General features: G+C 45.4%; 17 protein-coding genes. 4 read left to right on the top strand and 13 right to left on the bottom strand.

Annotation, left to right across the window (positions count from 1 at the left end):
• Positions 1–64: 64 nt before the first annotated feature.
• The gene (locus R3P39_RS15915; RefSeq protein WP_336568685.1) at positions 65–1,696 is read left to right on the top strand and encodes a methyl-accepting chemotaxis protein; all 1,632 of its coding nucleotides are present in this window, start codon (positions 65–67) and stop codon (positions 1,694–1,696) included.
• A gap of 390 nt (positions 1,697–2,086) precedes the next feature.
• Positions 2,087–2,707: a hypothetical protein gene (locus R3P39_RS15910; RefSeq protein WP_336568684.1), complete on the top strand. Its 621-nt coding sequence runs from the start codon at positions 2,087–2,089 to the stop codon at positions 2,705–2,707.
• Here the strand turns inward: R3P39_RS15910 and R3P39_RS15905 are convergent.
• The 8 genes from R3P39_RS15905 to queA form a co-directional block, all read right to left on the bottom strand.
• Positions 2,704–3,504 carry a substrate-binding periplasmic protein gene (locus R3P39_RS15905; RefSeq protein WP_336568682.1) on the bottom strand — a complete coding sequence of 267 codons (801 nt, stop codon included), beginning with the start codon at positions 3,502–3,504 and terminating at the stop codon, positions 2,704–2,706. The genes R3P39_RS15910 and R3P39_RS15905 overlap by 4 nt on opposite strands.
• Positions 3,505–3,575: 71 nt before the next feature.
• Complete coding sequence (locus R3P39_RS15900) at positions 3,576–5,354, bottom strand: bifunctional diguanylate cyclase/phosphodiesterase (protein ID WP_336568681.1); 1,779 nt, start codon at positions 5,352–5,354, stop codon at positions 3,576–3,578.
• A 120-nt stretch (positions 5,355–5,474) separates the two neighbouring features.
• Entirely contained in the window at positions 5,475–6,002 is a 528-nt protein-coding gene (locus R3P39_RS15895) for a hypothetical protein (protein WP_336568680.1), read from the bottom strand.
• Between the two features lie 108 nt (positions 6,003–6,110).
• Positions 6,111–7,055: a protein translocase subunit SecF gene (gene secF, locus R3P39_RS15890; protein WP_336568679.1), complete on the bottom strand. Its 945-nt coding sequence runs from the start codon at positions 7,053–7,055 to the stop codon at positions 6,111–6,113.
• 9 nt (positions 7,056–7,064) lie between these two features.
• On the bottom strand, positions 7,065–8,924 hold the full coding sequence (secD, locus tag R3P39_RS15885) for a protein translocase subunit SecD (protein ID WP_336568677.1): 1,860 nt from the start codon (positions 8,922–8,924) through the stop codon (positions 7,065–7,067).
• Positions 8,925–8,948: 24 nt separating this feature from the next.
• On the bottom strand, positions 8,949–9,287 hold the full coding sequence (gene yajC, locus R3P39_RS15880) for a preprotein translocase subunit YajC (RefSeq protein WP_336568676.1): 339 nt from the start codon (positions 9,285–9,287) through the stop codon (positions 8,949–8,951).
• 20 nt (positions 9,288–9,307) lie between these two features.
• Positions 9,308–10,447: a tRNA guanosine(34) transglycosylase Tgt gene (gene tgt, locus R3P39_RS15875; protein ID WP_336568675.1), complete on the bottom strand. Its 1,140-nt coding sequence runs from the start codon at positions 10,445–10,447 to the stop codon at positions 9,308–9,310.
• Between the two features lie 199 nt (positions 10,448–10,646).
• Complete coding sequence (gene queA, locus R3P39_RS15870; RefSeq protein WP_336568674.1) at positions 10,647–11,684, bottom strand: tRNA preQ1(34) S-adenosylmethionine ribosyltransferase-isomerase QueA; 1,038 nt, start codon at positions 11,682–11,684, stop codon at positions 10,647–10,649.
• Positions 11,685–11,987: 303 nt separating this feature from the next.
• On the opposite strand from queA, the gene R3P39_RS15865 reads away from it, so the two are divergent.
• Complete coding sequence (locus R3P39_RS15865) at positions 11,988–14,477, top strand: GGDEF/EAL domain-containing response regulator (protein WP_336568673.1); 2,490 nt, start codon at positions 11,988–11,990, stop codon at positions 14,475–14,477.
• Positions 14,478–14,652: 175 nt separating this feature from the next.
• The gene (locus R3P39_RS15860; protein ID WP_336568672.1) at positions 14,653–14,850 is read left to right on the top strand and encodes a hypothetical protein; all 198 of its coding nucleotides are present in this window, start codon (positions 14,653–14,655) and stop codon (positions 14,848–14,850) included.
• Between the two features lie 54 nt (positions 14,851–14,904).
• Here the strand turns inward: R3P39_RS15860 and R3P39_RS15855 are convergent, their stop codons facing one another.
• The 5 genes from R3P39_RS15855 to R3P39_RS15835 all read right to left on the bottom strand — a co-directional run bounded on the left by R3P39_RS15855 (position 14,905) and on the right by R3P39_RS15835 (position 19,473).
• Positions 14,905–15,795, bottom strand: a complete 891-nt coding sequence (locus tag R3P39_RS15855; RefSeq protein ID WP_336568671.1) for a hypothetical protein — start codon at positions 15,793–15,795, stop codon at positions 14,905–14,907.
• Entirely contained in the window at positions 15,792–16,367 is a 576-nt protein-coding gene (locus tag R3P39_RS15850; protein WP_336568670.1) for a hypothetical protein, read from the bottom strand. The genes R3P39_RS15855 and R3P39_RS15850 overlap by 4 nt, the downstream gene beginning before the upstream one ends.
• Positions 16,360–16,899, bottom strand: a complete 540-nt coding sequence (locus tag R3P39_RS15845; RefSeq protein ID WP_336568669.1) for an RNA polymerase sigma factor — start codon at positions 16,897–16,899, stop codon at positions 16,360–16,362. The genes R3P39_RS15850 and R3P39_RS15845 overlap by 8 nt, the downstream gene beginning before the upstream one ends.
• A gap of 133 nt (positions 16,900–17,032) precedes the next feature.
• Positions 17,033–17,941, bottom strand: a complete 909-nt coding sequence (locus tag R3P39_RS15840; protein ID WP_336568668.1) for a hydrogen peroxide-inducible genes activator — start codon at positions 17,939–17,941, stop codon at positions 17,033–17,035.
• 263 nt (positions 17,942–18,204) lie between these two features.
• Positions 18,205–19,473 carry an inorganic phosphate transporter gene (locus tag R3P39_RS15835; protein WP_336568667.1) on the bottom strand — a complete coding sequence of 423 codons (1,269 nt, stop codon included), beginning with the start codon at positions 19,471–19,473 and terminating at the stop codon, positions 18,205–18,207.
• Positions 19,474–19,482: the final 9 nt, after the last annotated feature.

Below are 19,482 nucleotides of genomic sequence, written 5' to 3'. Positions count from 1 at the left end.
TACTTACAACTTGCCCCTAAACATGCTAAATCATAAAACAGTAGCATTTTCAGGGGGCATACTTGTGTTTTCTCGACTTACCTTAAAAACAAAAATAATCACTTTTGCTAGCGCCATTTTTCTCTCGTTATTGGCCGTTGCTTTTGTCGGGCTGCAATCACTGCGCCACGCCAGTGAGAGCGACAATATTGCGCGTATCAATCAATTAATGAAAAGCACCGTCAATATTGTTGAGCAATTTGAGCAATTTGCCAGCCAAGGTAAGCTCACTGAAAGCCAAGCTAAGTCCTTGGCTACGCAAGTTCTTCGCGAGAATAAATATCATGATTCTGAGTATGTTTATGTCGTCAATACCGAACTAGACTTTATCGCCACCCCCCATGACCCACAGCTTCACGGCACCAGCTTTAACGATTTTAAAGATGCCAACGGTAACAGCATAGGTGCCATGGTAGAGCGCCTGGTTGGTAATAAAGTAGGACAGATCATTACTTATAACTGGAATTCTGAACGACAAGGCGAAGTGGTCGACCTCACCTCTGTGGTGCAAAAAACGCCAGGATTTGGCTGGTACGTCGGCACCGGAATAAGCTACAAAGAGGTCAATGAACGCTATTGGGATACTGCGATTTGGTTAGTCGCTTTATCCCTCGTGGTAGCCGTAGCACTGACCTTTGCACTGGCAAGATTTGGCTTGTCCCTTAACAATAAGCTTGGCGCTGAAATCAATGACGTGTTAGCGATTGTGAAGCAAGTCTCACGCGGTAACCTGACCAGCTCCATAGCCACCAATCACTGCAAAGACTACAGTATTCTCGCTGCTATGGCGTATATGCAAGATGGTTTAAAAGGTGTCGTTGAAGGCTTAAAGCTAGCGAGCCAAGCACTGCAAAGCCAATCCCATGACAGCGAAATTCGCTCCGAGGAACTAGAGCAACTCACCAAAAGCTTAAGTTCAGAAACCCAAATGGTTGCCTCCGCCATTACTGAGCTTACCGCCTCAGCGCAAGCCGTTGTTGAGCACGCTGAGCAAGCAGCCGATTTTGTCAACGATGCCGAGCAACAAGGTGATGCCGCAGATAAATTAACGGCGCAGGCTGCCAATGAAATTGCCCTGCTTGAGCAACAAATTGACAGCGCTGGTAATAACATTCAGGTACTCGATGAAGAGGTGGCAAATATTGCTAACGTTCTGACGGTGATCCAATCCATTGCCGAACAAACCAATTTATTGGCACTGAATGCCGCCATAGAAGCGGCCCGCGCTGGTGAGCAAGGTCGTGGCTTTGCCGTGGTGGCCGATGAAGTCAGACAGCTTGCACAGCGCACGCAAAACAGTACCGAGGAAATACACACCATGATAACCAAGCTGCAAGGGGCAACCCAAGATGCCAAAGCCTCGGTGAGCCTCAGCATCACCACCAGTGAGAAGACCGTAGCCATGTCTACCAAAGCTTCTGAGGCATTAGCCCAAGTAGCAGACTCGTTAAAGTCGATTTCGCAGATGAGTCATCAAATTGCCCATGCCGCAAAAGAGCAGCTGGATGCCGGAGAGGACACCGCACAACGCGTGGTTATCATCTCTGACACGGCAGATAAAACCGCCAGAGTTTCAGCTAAGGCGCACCAAGCAACAGACACCATAAAGTCGCTTTCTGGTAACCTAGAAGCTGAGATGGCCAAATTCAAAATATAAACTTCTTAAATTTATTATATAAGTCAGCGTCTTATGCTAGTGTAAACTTTATGACACTAATAACACATTAAATTGTTTAATTTATTATTCACCTTGTGTTTATTTAGTGTTAAGTTTATATCTATAGGAAGTATAAACGATAGTATTACTCACTTCAGTGTGTGCCTTGCAGTTTTGTCGTTATGCACCTATTAAGTTGTAATTATCATAAAATACCAACAAACCATGTTCGATTGCTTGAACTACTCAAGCCTACTCAATAAGGAATATGAAAATGCAAAAACTTAATCTAAAAGAATGTAAGAAAGTGTCTGGCGGCGGTATCTTTGAACCTGATCATCCACAATCAGCAGACTCAGCGAAGAAGGACTAAGCTCCTCGCAGTACGCTATGAAAAAAAACTTTTCTATTAAAGACCTACTGTTACCGTATGCAGTGATCGGGGTAGGTCTTTTTGTGTTGTATGATATTCGCTATCACTTCTTTTTAATTTACCTTATGTCTGTGTCAGCGCTGTTAGTGGTTGGTACGCGATTAAAAGACATAAACATTTGTACCCTCGCTGTTTTAGTGGTGATCCCTTTCACTTTAGAGGTGGTGATATTCTCATCCGGTCTTGTCAGTTTATCTTCAAGTGAAAACAGTCGTTTAGTGCAAAACAGCATTATTTTTGGCATCCATTTCTTAATTAATCTCACGGTTGTTATCCCCCTCACCTATCGAGTTGAGATAACCAAAAAGCTGTTTCCGAAATCACAAGTAAAGTTTACCTTTGCCGATCAAGTTCTGCCATGGTTAGCTATTTTTGGGGTGTTTATTAGTTTTGCAGCCTTAGTGGAAAACTATTTACGCCATGCTAAAGGCGTTAATAGCACTATTTTCTTCTACAGCTTTGATGTCGCAGGCTATATTATCTACGCTTCCAATATCGGAGTGCTGACGGTGCTAACTGCAATCAAATACAAAGAAGCATACGACTACGCTTTGCCGAGTTTGAGAAAAAGGCGTTAATCGCTAAAGTATGGATTAGCCAACTCAATAGCCACGCTCTGCAGTGGCTTTAACACGCCATACTTTTGTTGTAATGCCTGTAACTCACCTGTCGCCATCATCTTTGTGAGCCCGTCACGTAACGCCTGTGCTAGTTCTTTTTTCTCTTTATTGACGAAAAAATAGAAGGCACTTGGGTAGGATAAATGGAAATCAGGCACTATCATCAGCTGGCTTTGCGCTTGTGCAATCAGTTCAGACTGTGCCTCTATCACAGAGCGGGGAAAGTAATCGCCTTTTTTATTCGCGATGAGGTTAAACATGACCTGATAATCGGCGATAGGACGCACTTTTAAGCCATTATAACTGAGTATTTTGGTATCCGGCCAATCATGACCCTGAACCGCAGTAAAGCGCTTTAAATCCTCTACAGAGCGCACATTTTTTATAGCCGGATAAATATCTTTATGGACCATCAACACCCGCTTACCAATTCGACCACCATATAAAGGAACCTTGATTGCAATGGCTATTTGCTCACGCACAGGGCTGGTCATTGACCAATGCAGATCCACTTTACCGCGACTCAGTGCCATCAAGGTGCGTTGTTGATGGGGGTGCACTTTTACATGCTCGAACTTGGCCTCAAATTCAGCAGCGTCGAGCGCGGCTCGCAGTAACTCATAAAGATACAAATCACGATCGTAAAGTGTTCGCGATTCTTTTGCCACATAAATCAGTTGTGCCGCTTTTGCCTGTGTGGCGACCCAGCTCGCCGCTAATGCTGACAAAAATATCGCCACCAACCTCATGCCCATAATAATCACCTAGATAAACTGATAAATGTCAGATCTATTTGAGTTTATCAATACCGTGCGAGCCTGCTTAGTCAACCTGTTTGTTGCAATTGCACCGTGGCAACAGTTGGCTTGCGACGGTTACAGACAAACAAGTAACTATTGCGGTAGCGCTTCGCCTCTTTCTTGGCATCGGTGGCTAAGGCCGCCACTTGATGGGAATTCACACAGTGCTTTAAGTCTGGTTTTACTAGGCCGATAGACAAAGTCAACAAGGGCACAAGCTGCTTTTGCCCCTCTCGGTTAGTGGCCCAATAGCCACCGGCATCAACATGCTCTGGGGTAAAAAAGGCTTTTGATTGACGTTCAAACTCGGTGATAATGTTATGACATAACTGTTTCGCTTCATCAGTATCAAACACCACCATAAAGTCATCACCACCAATATGACCGACAAAACTTGGCGACGAAGAGCATACCGCAACGGTCACTTCAGCCAACAACTTAATGACACTATCACCACTGGCATAACCGTATAAGTCATTAAACTGTTTGAAATGGTTTAAGTCGACATAAGCAAGTGAAAACTCATGACCGCCTCTAAGGCGTTGTTCAATGGCTTCATTGATAGCCACATTACCCGGCAGCATCGTCAGCGGGTTCGCATGCTGCGCATGACGGATCTTTTCCTCAGTAATATGCCTGAGAATATCTCGTAGCGGTGCCAGGCCTAAATATCGCCCTTCGCGGGTAATGATAATATGGCGACGAATGTCGAATTCATAGTCGGTGATTTGCTTGCTAACGTTGTCTAGCGGCTCTTGCTCATCAACAATTAATGGCTGCTTGTCCATCAATTTGGTCACCGACTTTTTATCAAATAATGCGTGACCGTAAGGGGCTGCAAATACCTCTGTCAGCTGATCGCGGTGCAACAGGCCTACCGGCTCACGTTGATCGTTCACCACAGCTAAGCTGGTTAACTCGCGGTCTTGCTCAAATAGCCGATGAGCATCGATACATTGGGTACAGGTATGAATTGCGTTCACGGCTTTGGCGAGCCAACCAATCGCCATAGATTGTTCTAGTTCGCTGCGTGGCTCACGTGGTTGCTGCTGTGATTGCAGCAGCTTAAGCTCAGTATCGGGGTGCTGTTGTGGTTTGGCTAGGAGGTAACCTTGAGCATTTACAATGCCCAACTGCTCCAGTAATTTGAGCTCTTCCATACGCTCAATCCCTTCTGCAATTACTTGGGTGTTTGTGACTTTGGCTAATTCGATAATGGACTTCAAAAACTCGCGCTTAACCACGCTTTGGTCGCAATGATCAATAAAGTAGCGATCCACTTTGACATAATCCGGTGCAAGTTCTGACCACTTTCTTAAACCAGAATACCCGGCCCCTAGATCATCAATGGCGATATGAAAGCCTAAATCACGGTAGTGAATAATGGTGGTTAATAACAGGTCGGCATCATCTACTTTATCTTGCTCGGTAACCTCAATGACGATGCGACTGGGGTCTAAGCCATACAACTGAGTGAGGTGACGAGTTTCGCCCTTGGGATGGGCAGGATCCAATAAGGCTTTTGGGCTAACGTTAAGAAATAACTTGCCCGGCAGCTGTAATGCCACAAAGTTTTTTATCGCCGATTCCCGGCAAACAATCTCTAACTCAGATAAGCGTTCACATTGTGCCGCCGTAGCAAACAGCGCATCAGGCATTTCCAGCTCTGAGCCCGCTTTACCTCGACTCAAGGCTTCAAAGCCTAAAATTTGCCGGCGATTCAAAGCATAAATAGGTTGAAATAGCGTGAAAATCGCTTTTTCTTTTATTATGTTGTTAAGTAGTTCGGTTCGCGAAAATCCCACAATGGTGTATCACTCTATGAAGATATTCGCGAACGTTAACAACTGTGTATGACATATATATGTCAACCGGGTGAAATCTAACCGGTCAGTGATTGAGGATTATTCATCCTCATGGTGTGTTTATTTTAGCGCTCGCTCTACTTGATCAAAATGCGCGATCACTTCAACCATTTCCATTTCTGCACTTTGATAATCTTCACTGCTGTTAAAGCCCTTTATGGCGATCGCTTGGACAGTTGCTGGGTGCACCAACAAATCCTTGGCGTGATAGCACACTGGGTCGTCAAACTTTGGCAACTTGCCATCGGCATGATAACCAGTTTCGATCTCTTCCAGTGGCAAAGTTGGAATAATGTCGGCCGCTTTATCTAAGGCATCAAGATAGGTTTGACATTGTGGATACTTAGCAACAAAGTCTTTCAATAAACTGCGAGATAAGGTCACAAGCTCTGCCGATTGTTGTGCTAATTGTGGCGCCTGTTGTTCAATTCGAATGTCCGCCAGCAATGATTCTGCTTGTGTTTTGTATTGTGCAAGCGCCGTGTTTGCTGTTTTTTTCTCAGCTTGATTTTGTTGCTCTAACTCAGGCTGTTTTGAGCAAGCGGTGAGCACTGACAGCGCCCCTAAAGTGATAATGAGTTTACGCATAACGCTCTCCTTTACTGATAACGATTATCATTATACACCCCTGTCATATTTTAGAAATAAAAAAAACGGCTAATATAGCCGCTTTTTTCGTATCGAACCGGAACAAATTTAAGGCATTGGGTCTAAATCGGCCCCTTCCTTTTCCACTTCTACCGGGATCAAATCTTCTTTGCTCACACCCATAGCAACTGCTACTGAGCTGGCAACATAAACCGATGAGTAAGTACCAATAAACACACCAAACAGCAAAGCCGTAGCAAAACCGTGGATGGTTTGGCCACCCCAAACAAACAGGGCTATCAGTACTAAGATGGTTGTGATTGACGTCACTAAGGTGCGGTTTAAGGTCTGGGTAAGTGAAATATTGATAATCTCTAGAGTGTCATCAATACGCACTTTGCGGAAGTTTTCTCGAATACGGTCAGATACCACTATGGTATCGTTGAGTGAATAACCTATCACCGCGAGTATCGCCGCTAAGATGGTTAAGTCGAACTCAAGACCTAAAATAGAGAACAACCCCATTGTCAGAATAACATCGTGAAATAACGCTGCCACAGCACCCACGGCAAAACGCCATTCAAAGCGGAAGGCAACATAAATCAAGATGCAAATCAGTGCCGTCAGCATGGCCAAGCCACCCTGCTCTTTAAGATCTTCACCAACGCTTGGGCCGACAAATTCAATACGGCGCATTACCACACTGTCATCGGCTTTTTTCAGCGCGGTAACCAACTGGTTACCCAATACCTCTGCTTTAACGTCATCACCACGAGGTGCCAAACGCACCAATACATCTTGGCTTGAGCCAAACAGCTGTACGGATGCATCGGCAAAGCCATTCTCAATCAGTACTTTACGAACTTTGGCTAAATCCGCAGGTTGCGAAAAGCCCACTTCTACCGCAGTACCGCCGGTGAAATCGAGGCCAAAGTTCAAGCCTTTCACCATAAACGAGCCAATCGAGGCAAGAATGAGCAACGCCGAGAAGGCCATCGCCAACTTGCGACCTGACATAAAACGGATAGTGCTTTTCAAGTTTAATAATTGCATGTCCGTCTCCTAGATTGATAGCTTAGTAATACGTTTGCCACCAATAACTGCATTGATGACGGCACGCGTACCGATAATTGCGGTAAACATCGAGGTAAGAATACCGATAGCCAAGGTAACGGCAAAGCCAGCGATTGGGCCAGTTCCCACTGAGAACAAGATCACCGCGGCAATCAAGGTAGTGATGTTGGCATCAAAAATCGTACTAAAGGCGCTGTCATAACCGTGGTGTACGGCTTGTTGTGGACTTCTGCCTTCCAATAACTCTTCACGAATACGCTCAAAGATAAGTACGTTAGCATCAACTGCCATACCTACCGTCAATACGATACCGGCAATACCAGGTAGCGTTAACGTGGCCCCTGGGATCATCGACATTACCCCGACTATCATGACTAAGTTTGCTGCCAGGGCAAGGTTCGCCACTAAACCAAAGCCTTTGTAATAAAGCAGCATAAACGCCAGCACAAAAGCAAAGCCAAGTACCACTGCGGTCATACCGGCCTCAATGTTTTCTTGACCTAGGCTTGGTCCCACAGTGCGCTCTTCCACGATCTGAATAGGCGCTACCAATGCACCTGCGCGTAATAATAAGCTCAGGTTATGGGCTTCAGCTGGGCTATCAATGCCGGTAATACGGAATGCGCCATTCAAACGTGACTGAATGGTTGCGACGTTAATCACTTCTTCCACTTTGATTGGCGGCAGTGCTTTACCGTTTTCATCTTTTTCGCCCGACGGCTTATATTCAATGAACACCGTGGCCATGCGTTTACCAATGGCGCGCTTAGTAAAGGCACTAATTTTTGCTCCGCCTTTGCTGTCGAGCTTAATGTTCACCTGGGGACGTTGATATTCATCCATACCAGATTGCGCCCCAGTGATGTGTGTGCCTTCAAGGATCACTCGCTTTTTCAGTACCACTGGGAAACCATCTTTATGTGGAATGACTTCGGTGCCCGGCGGAATGCGCCCTTGGGCTGCCGCACGAACATCGGCGTTTTCATCCACCTCACGGAACTCTAAGGTCGCCGTAGCACCTAGGATTTCTTTCGCCCGTGCCGTGTCTTGAACACCTGGTAACTGAACGATAATGCGCTCACCGCCTTGACGTTGCACATTAGGCTCAGCAACACCGAGCTGGTTAATACGGTTACGAATAATGGTTTCGTTTTGCTTAATGGCGTATTCGCGTAACTCTTTGTACTTCAGGTCGCTCAGACTTGAGAAGAAGGCTAAACTGTCACTGCTGTCATTCAAAAAGTTATTACCTGGGTAGCGCTTTTGCAAAAAGTCCATGGCCGCGTCTTTGTCATCTTCCGAGCGCATTTTTACTTGCACACGATCGCTGTTTGAGACTCGGCGAACACTGCGGTAGCGCAGCTTTTCTTCACGCAAATCGCTCTTGAAATCTTGTTCCATTTGCTCCAGCGCATTGTCCATGGCCGTTGCCATGTCGACTTCCATGGTAAAATGCACACCACCACTTAAGTCCAAACCCAGCTTCATTGGGCTAGCACCAATATTCTTCAGCCACTCAGGTTGTGCCGGAGACATATTGATAGCGGAAATATAATCATCGCTGAGGGTGTTACGCAGTATATCTTGTGCTTTTAATTGATCTTCAACGTTTTTGAAACGCACCAACACTTGGCCATCTTCCAGTGCTGATGATTTTACTGTTAGGTTGTTTTTTTGTAGGGTTTCATTGACTTGGTCTAACACACTCAGTGTTGCATCTGCGCCTTTGGTGCCAGAAACTTGAATGGCCGGATCGCGGCCATACAAGTTTGGTGTGGCATAAAGGATACCGATAGCAAGCACCGTTAGAACAAGTAAATACTTCCACATTGGAAACTTGTTTAACACAGGACTATCCCTTTATTTTTGTTCTTATAGAGACTTCATAGTACCTTTAGGAAGTACTGCTGAAACTGCTGACTTTTGCACAGTTACTTCGGTTTGATCATTCAGAGCGATCACTACAAAGTCTTTGTCATCAGCAACTTTGGTGATTTTGCCAACCAAGCCACCTTGAGTAAGCACTTCATCGCCCTTACCTAATGCCGACATTAGGTCTTTGTGCTCTTTTACACGCTTGGCTTGTGGACGGTAGATTAAAAAATAAAATACCAGACCAAAAATACCCAACATGATAAGCATTTCCATGCCGCCACCCGCTGGAGCGGCAGCTGCATTGCTAGCGTGCGCGTTTGAGATAAAAAAGCTCATTTCACTTCCTCGTTTATAAATTAATTATTTTCTGTTAAACCAACGTCAGCTAATTCCGGCACCGGAATACCGCGGCGCGCGTAGAAATCGGCGACAAAATCGTCAAATGTACCTTCTGATAAGGCCTTTCTCATGCCTTCCATTAAACGCTGATAGTAACGTAAGTTATGGATGGTGTTGAGTCGCGCACCTAAGATTTCATTACATTTATCTAAATGATGCAGGTACGCTCGAGAGTAATTCTTACAGGTGTGGCAATCACACTCTGCATCTAATGGGCTAGTATCGGTTTTATGCACGGCATTACGGATCTTAACAATGCCACCGGTTACAAATAAGTGACCGTTACGAGCATTACGGGTAGGCATTACGCAGTCAAACATGTCGATGCCCCGGCGCACCGCTTCCACTAAATCTTCTGGTTTACCAACGCCCATCAAGTAGCGCGGCTTATTTTCCGGCATCTTGTAAGCGCAGTGGTCTAAAATGTTCACCATGTCTTCTTTGGGCTCGCCCACAGACAGGCCGCCTAAGGCATAGCCATCAAAACCAATTTCTTCCAGCCCTTGCTGTGACTCGGCCCGGAGCTCTGGGTACATGCCGCCTTGAATAATACCAAACAGGGCTGCAGGATTATCACCATGCGCTTCTTTAGAACGCTTAGCCCATCTTAGGCTCAGCTCCATTGAGTCTTTCGCTTCTTTTTCCGTCGCAGGGTAAGGCGTGCACTCGTCAAATATCATGACAATATCTGAGCCCAAATCACGTTGCACCTGCATCGCTTTTTCTGGCGATAGCATGATTTTTTCACCGTTTACCGGTGATTTGAACAGCACACCTTCTTCAGAAATTTTGCGCATCGCGCCTAAACTGAATACTTGAAAACCACCTGAATCGGTTAAAATGGGTTTATCCCAATTCATAAAGTCATGCAGATCGCCGTGTTGCTTGATGATCTCAGTGCCAGGTCTAAGCATCAAATGAAAAGTATTACCTAAACAAATGTGCGCGCCAGTGTCTTTAACTTCGTCTGGCGTCATGCCCTTAATAGTGCCATATGTGCCCACTGGCATAAATGCAGGTGTCTCTACAACTCCGCGATCAAAAATCAAGCGGCCTCGGCGAGCCTTGCCTTGTTTGCGATCCAGTTCAAATTTCATGGTTACCTCGTTGTCGGAAAAACAGTCCAACTTTGACTAAAAAACAGGCTACCCCAGCATCCAGAGCAGCGATCTTTCGATTCTACCAAGAATACCTGCGCAATTCTAATATTGGGCCAAAAATCTAAATCAAAAGGTGCTAACGCAAAATGCCCAGCAGAGCTGGGCATTGGTAAGGTAGGCATTCTAGAAAAGCAGATTAATTATCTTGTTTTTCTAAAAACATAGCGTCGCCATAACTGAAGAAACGATATCGTTGCTCAATGGCAGTATGATAAGCCTTCATGATGTTTTCTTGACCGGCAAACGCACTCACCAACATAATCAAAGTTGATTCAGGTAAGTGAAAGTTGGTCACCATGGCATCCACCACGTTAAATCGATAGCCTGGGTAGATGAAGATATCGGTGTCACCGTACAACGGCGCAATTTCACCGCCATTGGCCTTAGCTGCCGACTCCAATGAGCGCACAGACGTGGTACCAATCGCAATGACTCTCCCGCCTCTGGCTTTGGTCGCTTTGATGGCAGCCACAACTGACTCAGAGACCTCAATATACTCCGAGTGCATAACGTGTTCTTCTACTGAGTCGACTCGCACCGGTTGGAATGTACCCGCCCCCACATGAAGCGTAACAAAGGCCATCTCTACGCCTTTGTCTTTCAGCTTAGCCATCAGCTCGTCATCGAAGTGCAGTCCGGCAGTAGGAGCCGCAACAGCGCCTGGCTTTTCTCCATAAACGGTTTGATAGCGTTCTTTGTCTTCTTCGTCGTCAGGGCGGTCAATGTAAGGCGGTAGAGGCATATGACCAATTTTATCTAAAATAGCCAAGACATTTTCTTCACCGGCAAACTTTAACTCAAACAGTTCACCATGACGCTGTACCATTTCAGCCGTTGCTTGGCCTTCAAGCTCAATCTGCGTACCAGGCTTAGGCGACTTGCTGGCACGAATGTGCGCAAGCACAGTATGCTCATCCACCACACGCTCAACTAATACTTCAAGTTTACCGCCACTGGCCTTTTGGCCAAACATGCGCGCCGGGATCACTTTGGTATTATTAAAGATGAGCAAATCGTTCGGGCTGATAAGGTCTAAGATATCTTTAAATACCTTGTGTCCAATCTCGCCACTGTTGCCGTTTAAAGTAAGAAGTCGGCTACTGGAACGCTCCTTCATGGGATGTCTAGCAATCAACTCATCAGGGAGCTCAAAACTAAAGTCAGCTACGCGCATACAAGGGCCTCAATAAAAAAAGTTTGCCAAGTCTAGTGCGCTGTTTCGGTGAAATCAAGTGCTTGTAACCTTACCTAAATACCTTTAATCTAGCGTTTCTAGCAGCGTGGTTATAATAGGTATTAATGTTCTTTGCCATTGCGACTTCGCCAACTAAATATTCTATAAGCTTTAACAGTAACTTAGGGGTCAGAGCATCAGTGCTTCAGCGATCATTGCAGGAAATGGCGAAGTGCTTAGTAATATCAGTGTGTGCCATCTATGATTTTAATTGCTGCAGTATTTGCATGAGGTTTTTCAACAGTGTCAAGACAACTAACGTTACTCATCGTTAATGCCAGCGACTCAGAACAACACACTTTAGTGAAAACGCTTAATGCCCTGGATGTCTTTACTATTATTACAAAGGCAGACTCACAGGATGCCTTAAGCTTGTTGAAGTCAGAACCCGTTGATTTAGTGATCACCGGCCTAGATGTGGGCAAGATTGATGGATGGCGCTTTTCTCGAATGATCCGCTCCGGTTTGCTTGCCACTCCTAAGCACACACCCATCGTACTTATTCCGCCAACGTATTGTGAACGCATAGCAGAAACCACAGCACGCAGTTACAGCATTGATGCCGTGTTGCCGTTTGAACGCCAAGATATGCTGCCACAAATTCTGGCCAATGTTCTTTCAACCCACTTAGAAAAAAGTAGCCGCTTAAATTTACTGCTGCTAGAGCCTGACCAACACCGTGCCAAAGAAATATGTGAGCATTTATCATTAAACTTTGTTTGTAGCCATGTCACCTCAGCCGATAAAGCCTTAGCGGCCTTTTTGCAGGGCAACTTTGCCATTGTATTAATGGATACTACGGCCGATCTCAGTGGCTCCGCTGAGGGCTTAGTTGCCACAATATTAAAGCATAAACCCAGTCAAGCCATCGTGACTATCATTGATAAACGCGATGCTGATCATGCTGAGCAATTACTGTTGCTTGGTGTCACTGATTTCGTCCGAGCCCCTTATGATTTGCCGTTTTTAAGTAAGGTCTGCGACCATGCAGCTAGACGTGAGGACTTTATGGTCAGTTATGCCGAGTTTGCCAACAAAGTCGAACAGCTCAGTCGCAGCGAGAATCGCTATAAAGATCTGTTTTCAGCCCACCAAAGAATACTGCTGCATTTGCGCACGGTGGTGGTCGAGCTTGATCTTAAAGGCACAATACGCTTTATTAATCCGGCGTGGGAATCCTTGTCTGGCTATGGTATTAAAACCAGCCTGAATACTCAGTTACAAGACTATATTGCCAAGGATGATCTTAACACCGTCAACGATGTTATTGAAAAGATTCAATCCGGTGAACGCCATTACGCTCAGATTGAAATACAGCTAAGCCATAAAGCCGGGCATTTAGTCTGGGTCGAGTGTCGCTTACAACTGATTAAAAATACTGCCAGCTCTGTGGCTATCACTGCCACACTGGATAATATCCATGAACGCAAACAGGCTGAATTTAAACTTCGTCACTTGGCACTGCATGACACCTTAACCGGGTTACATAATCGCTACTATTTCGATCAACAGCTGCAGCAACTTTGTTCTCAAGCAGCAACCAATCCAAGTGAAGAGCACGCGCTGCTGTATATCGACTTAGATCACTTCAAAATCATCAATGACAGTAAAGGTCACCAGCAAGGTGATATCGTGTTAAAAGAGATTTCTGAGCTGTTTGTTGGCATTATTGGTAAGCAGCATTTGTTTTTCCGTATTGGTGGAGATGAGTTTGCGGTACTGCTAAAACACACCACCTTGCTTGATGCCCATATGTACGCCGAAAGCATCTGTGTCGCCATTGAAGACCATAAGTTTCATTTTGAAGACAATGCCTACTCCATCAGCTGCTCCATTGGCCTGACACAAATTACCTCAGAAAATAAAGATCCCAATGAGTGCTTAAAGCAAGCCGATATAGCGCTTTACATCGCCAAAGATCTCGGTCGTAACCTAGTGCACTGTTACAACAAAGAAGATCAACAGAATCAAACTTTGCAAATTGGTTTAGAGTGGGGACACAGCGTGAGACAAGCTCTGCAAAATGGCGATGTTGAGCTCCATTATCAGCCCATCTGGGATTTTAAGCAGGAGCAAGTCGCTTACTTTGAGGCCCTATTACGCTTAAAGATTAACGATGAGCTAATTTACCCCAACCAGTTTATTCCCGCTTTAGAGTTACTGAACGACACTTTCTTAATGGATCAATGTGTTATTCGCACAGCCATCAAAGCATTGGCTGAGCATGACGTGTTCCAGCAAATTGCCATTAACTTATCGGCTCATTCGTTTTTGGACGACAGGTTACTCCCTCATATTCAAGCATGCCTTCACGAGTACGGTGTTGCTGCCCATTGTGTGATTTTCGAAATCACCGAATCGGCCAGCATTAATAACCTCAGTGCAACGCAATCGATGATTAAGCGCCTTAACGATCTGGGCTGTCATTTTTCTATTGATGATTTTGGTACAGGATTTAGTACCTTTAGCTACTTAAAACAGTTGCCAGCTCAACATGTAAAGATTGATGGCTCGTTTGTTCGCGACATGGTGAATGACCCAATTGACTTGGCACTGGTTAAAGCCGTCAATGACATTAGCCACTCTTTAGACAAGCGTTCGGTGGCTGAATATGTGGAAAACTCCGATATTTTTCATACACTTAAGGAGATAGGTGTGGACTATGGTCAGGGCTACTTTATTTCCCGTCCCAAACCCGTTGAGCAGCTGGATTTAGATTTAAAATTATTTTAGTTGAGAAAACAGCACAGTAACATTTTTATACTAAAGACCACTTTTACTTCTTGCAAAGTCCACTATAATTAGTGTTATCGGTTTAAAATGTCACCAGATAATAAGGTAACACCTTATTTTTGCTGACATTCAAAGGATTGAGTTACATCTTGCTATGGACTTCAAAGGAGGCACTATGTTGTCACTATCGCTGTTTTTACTCTTTGCAAATTTGGCTATTGCTTACCAGTGCTATCGCTACGCCAGCACTAAAGGCTATCCGGTAAAACTGTTCACAGCGCTGGGGTTGCTTCCATATTTCAACCTTGTGGTGTGGGTTTACCTACTGTTTTTACCTAATCTCATAACCGCTAAAAACATCGAGCAAACCTAATACTGCGATAGCGTCCCTAGACGCTTTCGCAGAAAAGACCGTATAACCTAAAGCCTAAAACCGATATTGCTCGGCAGAATCAATGATGTCAGCGGCCGTAATTTTGCCTTGTACACATTGCTCTACTTGCTGCTTACGGTAGATCAGTATTTGTTTTTGCTGCGGCTCACTGATAATGGCATAAACAAAGCTAATATGCTCATCATTGGGTAAACTTCTAAGCCCACCACCATAGTCACATAAACTGCGTGCAATGCTTTGTTGTAATTGCTCTTGAAATGCCTGTTGCTTGCGCTTTTGCTGTTCTTCTCGTTGAGCACGAGACGCTTCTAAATGGCTTTTCAGCTGCTGTTTTAACGCCTCTAACTTATCGCCGCGGTGTGTCAAATCATTGATTTCCAATTGAATCTTGTTCAGTTTCTTTTCTAGCGCTCGCGCTTGTTCCTCAGTGTCATGACGTTGAGCAAATTCTAGCTCCGCTTTTTCACGTTCTAACTCGCGCAATTTAATGCGATTTTCCCGCTCTTGCGCGATCGCTTCTCGGACTTTTTCGGCACTGTGTTGCACTTGCTCTGCCGCTGCCGAGTATGCTTCTGAGAAGGCCTCGGCGATGGGCTCTGCAATTTCAGCTTCGGCTATATTGATATCAAATTCAGGCAAATCAAACTCACCGATTGCAGCCATGGTATGAATACTGTCTATTTCTCCTAACCAAGGAAGCGAATGGCGGTGCTTGAGGGATAAATTAAAAATGACGCCTTGTTGCCGTAAATAATACCCTGATACGGCAACCAACTGATCCTGAGTATCGTGTTTCAGCGCGCTGCTCAGAACCCGCTCAAAAATGGCAACCTCACGCTTCATTGCCGGCTCTGGCACTTCTGTGGCGGCCAGGCTGGCACTAAAAGCGGCGAGTGCGGTGCAAAAATAAGGTAATAGTTTCATGGTTTTCCTCGATATTGAGCGAGCCTTGGACTCGGAGTTTGCTCAACTTGTTGTGTAATTTCATCTAACTGTAGCCGTAATAAAGCCTGATCTTGCGCTCGTTGTGCTTGAATGAGGTCGACGACATTAGCAATCGCTAAGTTGCGCTCTTTGCGGCTTTGTTCCACCACCTTAGTTGCCAACTGTGCCAAGGCATCACGCTCTAAACTACGCGACTGCTGTAATTGCTCCAACATCAGCTGAATGCTGCGTTGCTGCTTGCTCGCCTGCAGCTGTTGTTGCTGTATTTGCTGCTGTAAGCTTTGATTTTGCAACCACAGCCCTGTCACTCCTAATGCCACCACCAACCAGCCTGCAACCATGGTATACGAGGTTTTAGCCGCTGCAGGTAAGTTCACAGCGACGTGACGCGGCACAGTTTGTTCCTGATATTGCCGCGCTCGTGCTCGCCATTGCTCAGCTGCTGCCATCATTTCACGGTAATCACTGTTGCCCTGTAGCGCTGCCATTTCAGTTTCGCTTAACGCTTGATCATCGAGCCACTTTTCAAAAAGTGTGTCTAAATTAGCCATGATGGTCTACCTCAAGTTGTCCTTTAAGTTTTCCAAGTGCACTGTATAGCCTCGCTTTGACGGTATTAATGGATAAGTCTAATTGGTTTGCTATTTCAGCAAAGGTGTATTGCTGAAAAAACTTTAACTCCACAATGAGTCGCTGCTCAAACGGCAGCTCCCTGAGCGCATTGTGGATCTCAGCATTACTTTGCTGTTGCTGCAAACCACTGCTTGGACCGTCACTGACAGCTTGTGGCTCATCCGTCGTGACGCTCTGCAAATGATGCTTGCGCATATGATCTACGATCCGCGCATGAGTAATGGTAAACACCCAAGTAGAAAACTTGGCACTGCCATTAAAGCTGTGGAGGTTGCGAAACACACTGACAAAGACCTCCTGACAAATATCGGCCGCATCTTGGCTATTACCCACCAGCCGTAAACACTGGTTAAATACCCTTGACTGATGTTGCTGACAGAGCGACAACCATGCTTTTTCGCTGCCTTGCTGCGCACGTTTAATTAATTGCTTTTCACTGGTAAAAAACACGGCTCCACTCTTGCTGGCTTTTCTTAGTTAATCGTAGTCAATGATGAAAAAGTTGTGTGCAGCAGAGAGTTTTTTTTGCGAAAACAAAAAAGCACCACAAAATGCGGTGCTTTTCTTGTTCTGTCATGGTTTTTTATTCACGACATTGTTCGGCAATATAGTTGCCGACAAACTCGCTAAACAAACGAAAATCCCTTATCCGCCCAGTAGTGCGTCGCCAAATTAAGCCGATTTCGCGATAAGCATGGGGCTGAGGTGGCATTGCCACCAGCGGTTTGCCCTGCAATATTCCGGCATTAATGGCCATTTGCGGTAAGAACGTCACGCCATTTTTGTACTCAACCATGCTCAGCAAAGTATGTAAGTTAGCCGCTTCAAATGGATTGATGCAGGCGCTGCGGTTAAGGTGACAAGCGCTGAGCGCATGACCTGTCATACAGTGCTCCTTTTCCAACAAAAACACGCTTTGCTCGGGCAGTAAGTTGAAGTCTTCCAGTGGCTCTGGTACATGGTAATCTTGATGGCGTACTAAGCTGAAATGATCTTTCGCTAACACTTGAGTATGAAACTTCTCTGTCTGATACGGCAATGCCAGCATCGCCATATCAATGTGGCCATGTTCTAGCTTGTCTAATAAGTTGTCGCTGGTGTCTTCCACTAATACCAAATTAAGATCAGCAAACTCCTGCTTGCATGCTTGATACAACGGCGCCGCAATAAAGCTGGCAATGGTTGGGATCACACCCAAGGTTAAGTTTCCTGACAGCGGGTTTTTATAACTTTTCGTCAACTCCTTCACACTCATGGTGGCGTCAATAATCTTCCGCGCCCGCTCCACCACTTCTTCCCCAATATCAGTAAACATTAAACTGCGATTTTCTCGCTCAATTAGCTGACACCCTAAGGTTTCTTCGAGGTTTTGAATGGCACTACTGAGTGTCGATTGACCAATAAAACACGCTTCGGCAGCGCGACCAAAGTGTTGATGCTGGTGCACCGCTAACAGATATTGTAATTGTTTAATACTGGGTAAATTTGTCACAAGCTTTACTCTTCAGTTGATAGCAACAACAGCAAGACCAATTCGTTTTATTGCGTGAGCTATTTTAGGTATAGGAAGTTTCTCTCACTCTCCAGCTAATCACTATTGCGCTGTTAGCGCCAAATGCGCTCACGCAACTCGCAGATGAGCTGGTATTTATTCGGATCGGTATGCTATTCAACAGCACAAATAAAAAGACCCCAACACCACAGGTGTTGAGATCTTTTCAAGCTAAAAGTCTGTCTTTCTAAGCTAGCGCTCGATTAAACCCCGAACACTAATCTCAAAATGTAGAATATAACAATAGCAAGGGCTGCACCAACTGGCAATGTAATTACCCAAGAAACTACAATGTTTCGGATAACGCCCAGGTTAAGCGCAGCAATACCACGAGCCATGCCAACACCTAATACCGCACCAACTAGCGTTTGCGTAGTTGAAATCGGCAAGCCTGTACCGGAAGCGATAACCACAGTAGAAGCAGCGGCAAGTTCAGCGGCAAAGCCACGACTTGGCGTCAAGTGCGTGATGCCTTCACCAATGGTTTTGATGACCTTCTTACCTAGAATGGCAAGACCGGCAACGATACCAATACCACCTAGCGGTAAAATCCACCATGCCAGTGCTGCCTTCTTAACGATTTCACCGTCATTCTCAACAATGCTCACTACAGCGGCTAATGGACCAATGGCGTTAGCCACGTCGTTAGAGCCGTGAGCGAACGCCATACAACACGCTGTAAGCACCATCAAGATGGCGAATACTTTCTCAACGTTGTTGAAGTGCATTTGCTTGTCAGCATTTGGATCAATTTTAAGGCGAGCAATGGCAATTTTACCAATAATCGCAATCACCACCGCAATACCAATAGCAAGAGCAAAACCTTCTGCGGTGCCCATCTGAATACCGATGTGCTTAAGGCCTTTCTTGATGGTAACCAATGCCATCACAAAGCCCGCTAGACCCATATAAATAGGCACAAAGCGTTTGGCGTTTTCAAGCGGGTTTTTGGTGTCAAATATCAGCTTTTGCGCGCTCATAAAAATAAGGTAAGCGATAAAGCCCGAAATGGCAGGAGTGACTACCCAGCTGCCGACAATCCCAGCAACCTTGCCCCACTGAATGGCTTCGCTGCCAACGGCAACCAGTGCAAAACCAATGATGGCACCAATAATAGAGTGCGTGGTAGAAACCGGCCAACCTAGCATTGACGCCAACAATAACCAAGTACCAGCAGCAAACAACGCTGAGATCATCCCCAGTATCATCAGCTCCGGTATAGCAATAAATGGAGTAGAATCAATAATCCCTTTACGGATTGTTGATGTTACTTCACCGCCGGCAAGGTATGCACCAGCGAACTCAAAGATCATAGCAATAATAATTGCTTGTTTAATGGTAAGCGCTTTTGAGCCTACCGAGGTACCCATAGCATTAGCCACGTCATTCGCGCCAATACCATAAGCCATAAAGAAACCAACTGCCGCGGCAACTAGAACCAAGACTGTGCCGTAGGATGCAATGATATCCATAGGAAACCT

Source organism: Pseudoalteromonas sp. UG3-2 (assembly GCF_037120705.1).
GTDB lineage: Bacteria > Pseudomonadota > Gammaproteobacteria > Enterobacterales > Alteromonadaceae > Pseudoalteromonas.
Note: the sequence above shows the minus strand (reverse complement) of the source record. Positions and strands in the feature narration are given on the sequence as shown.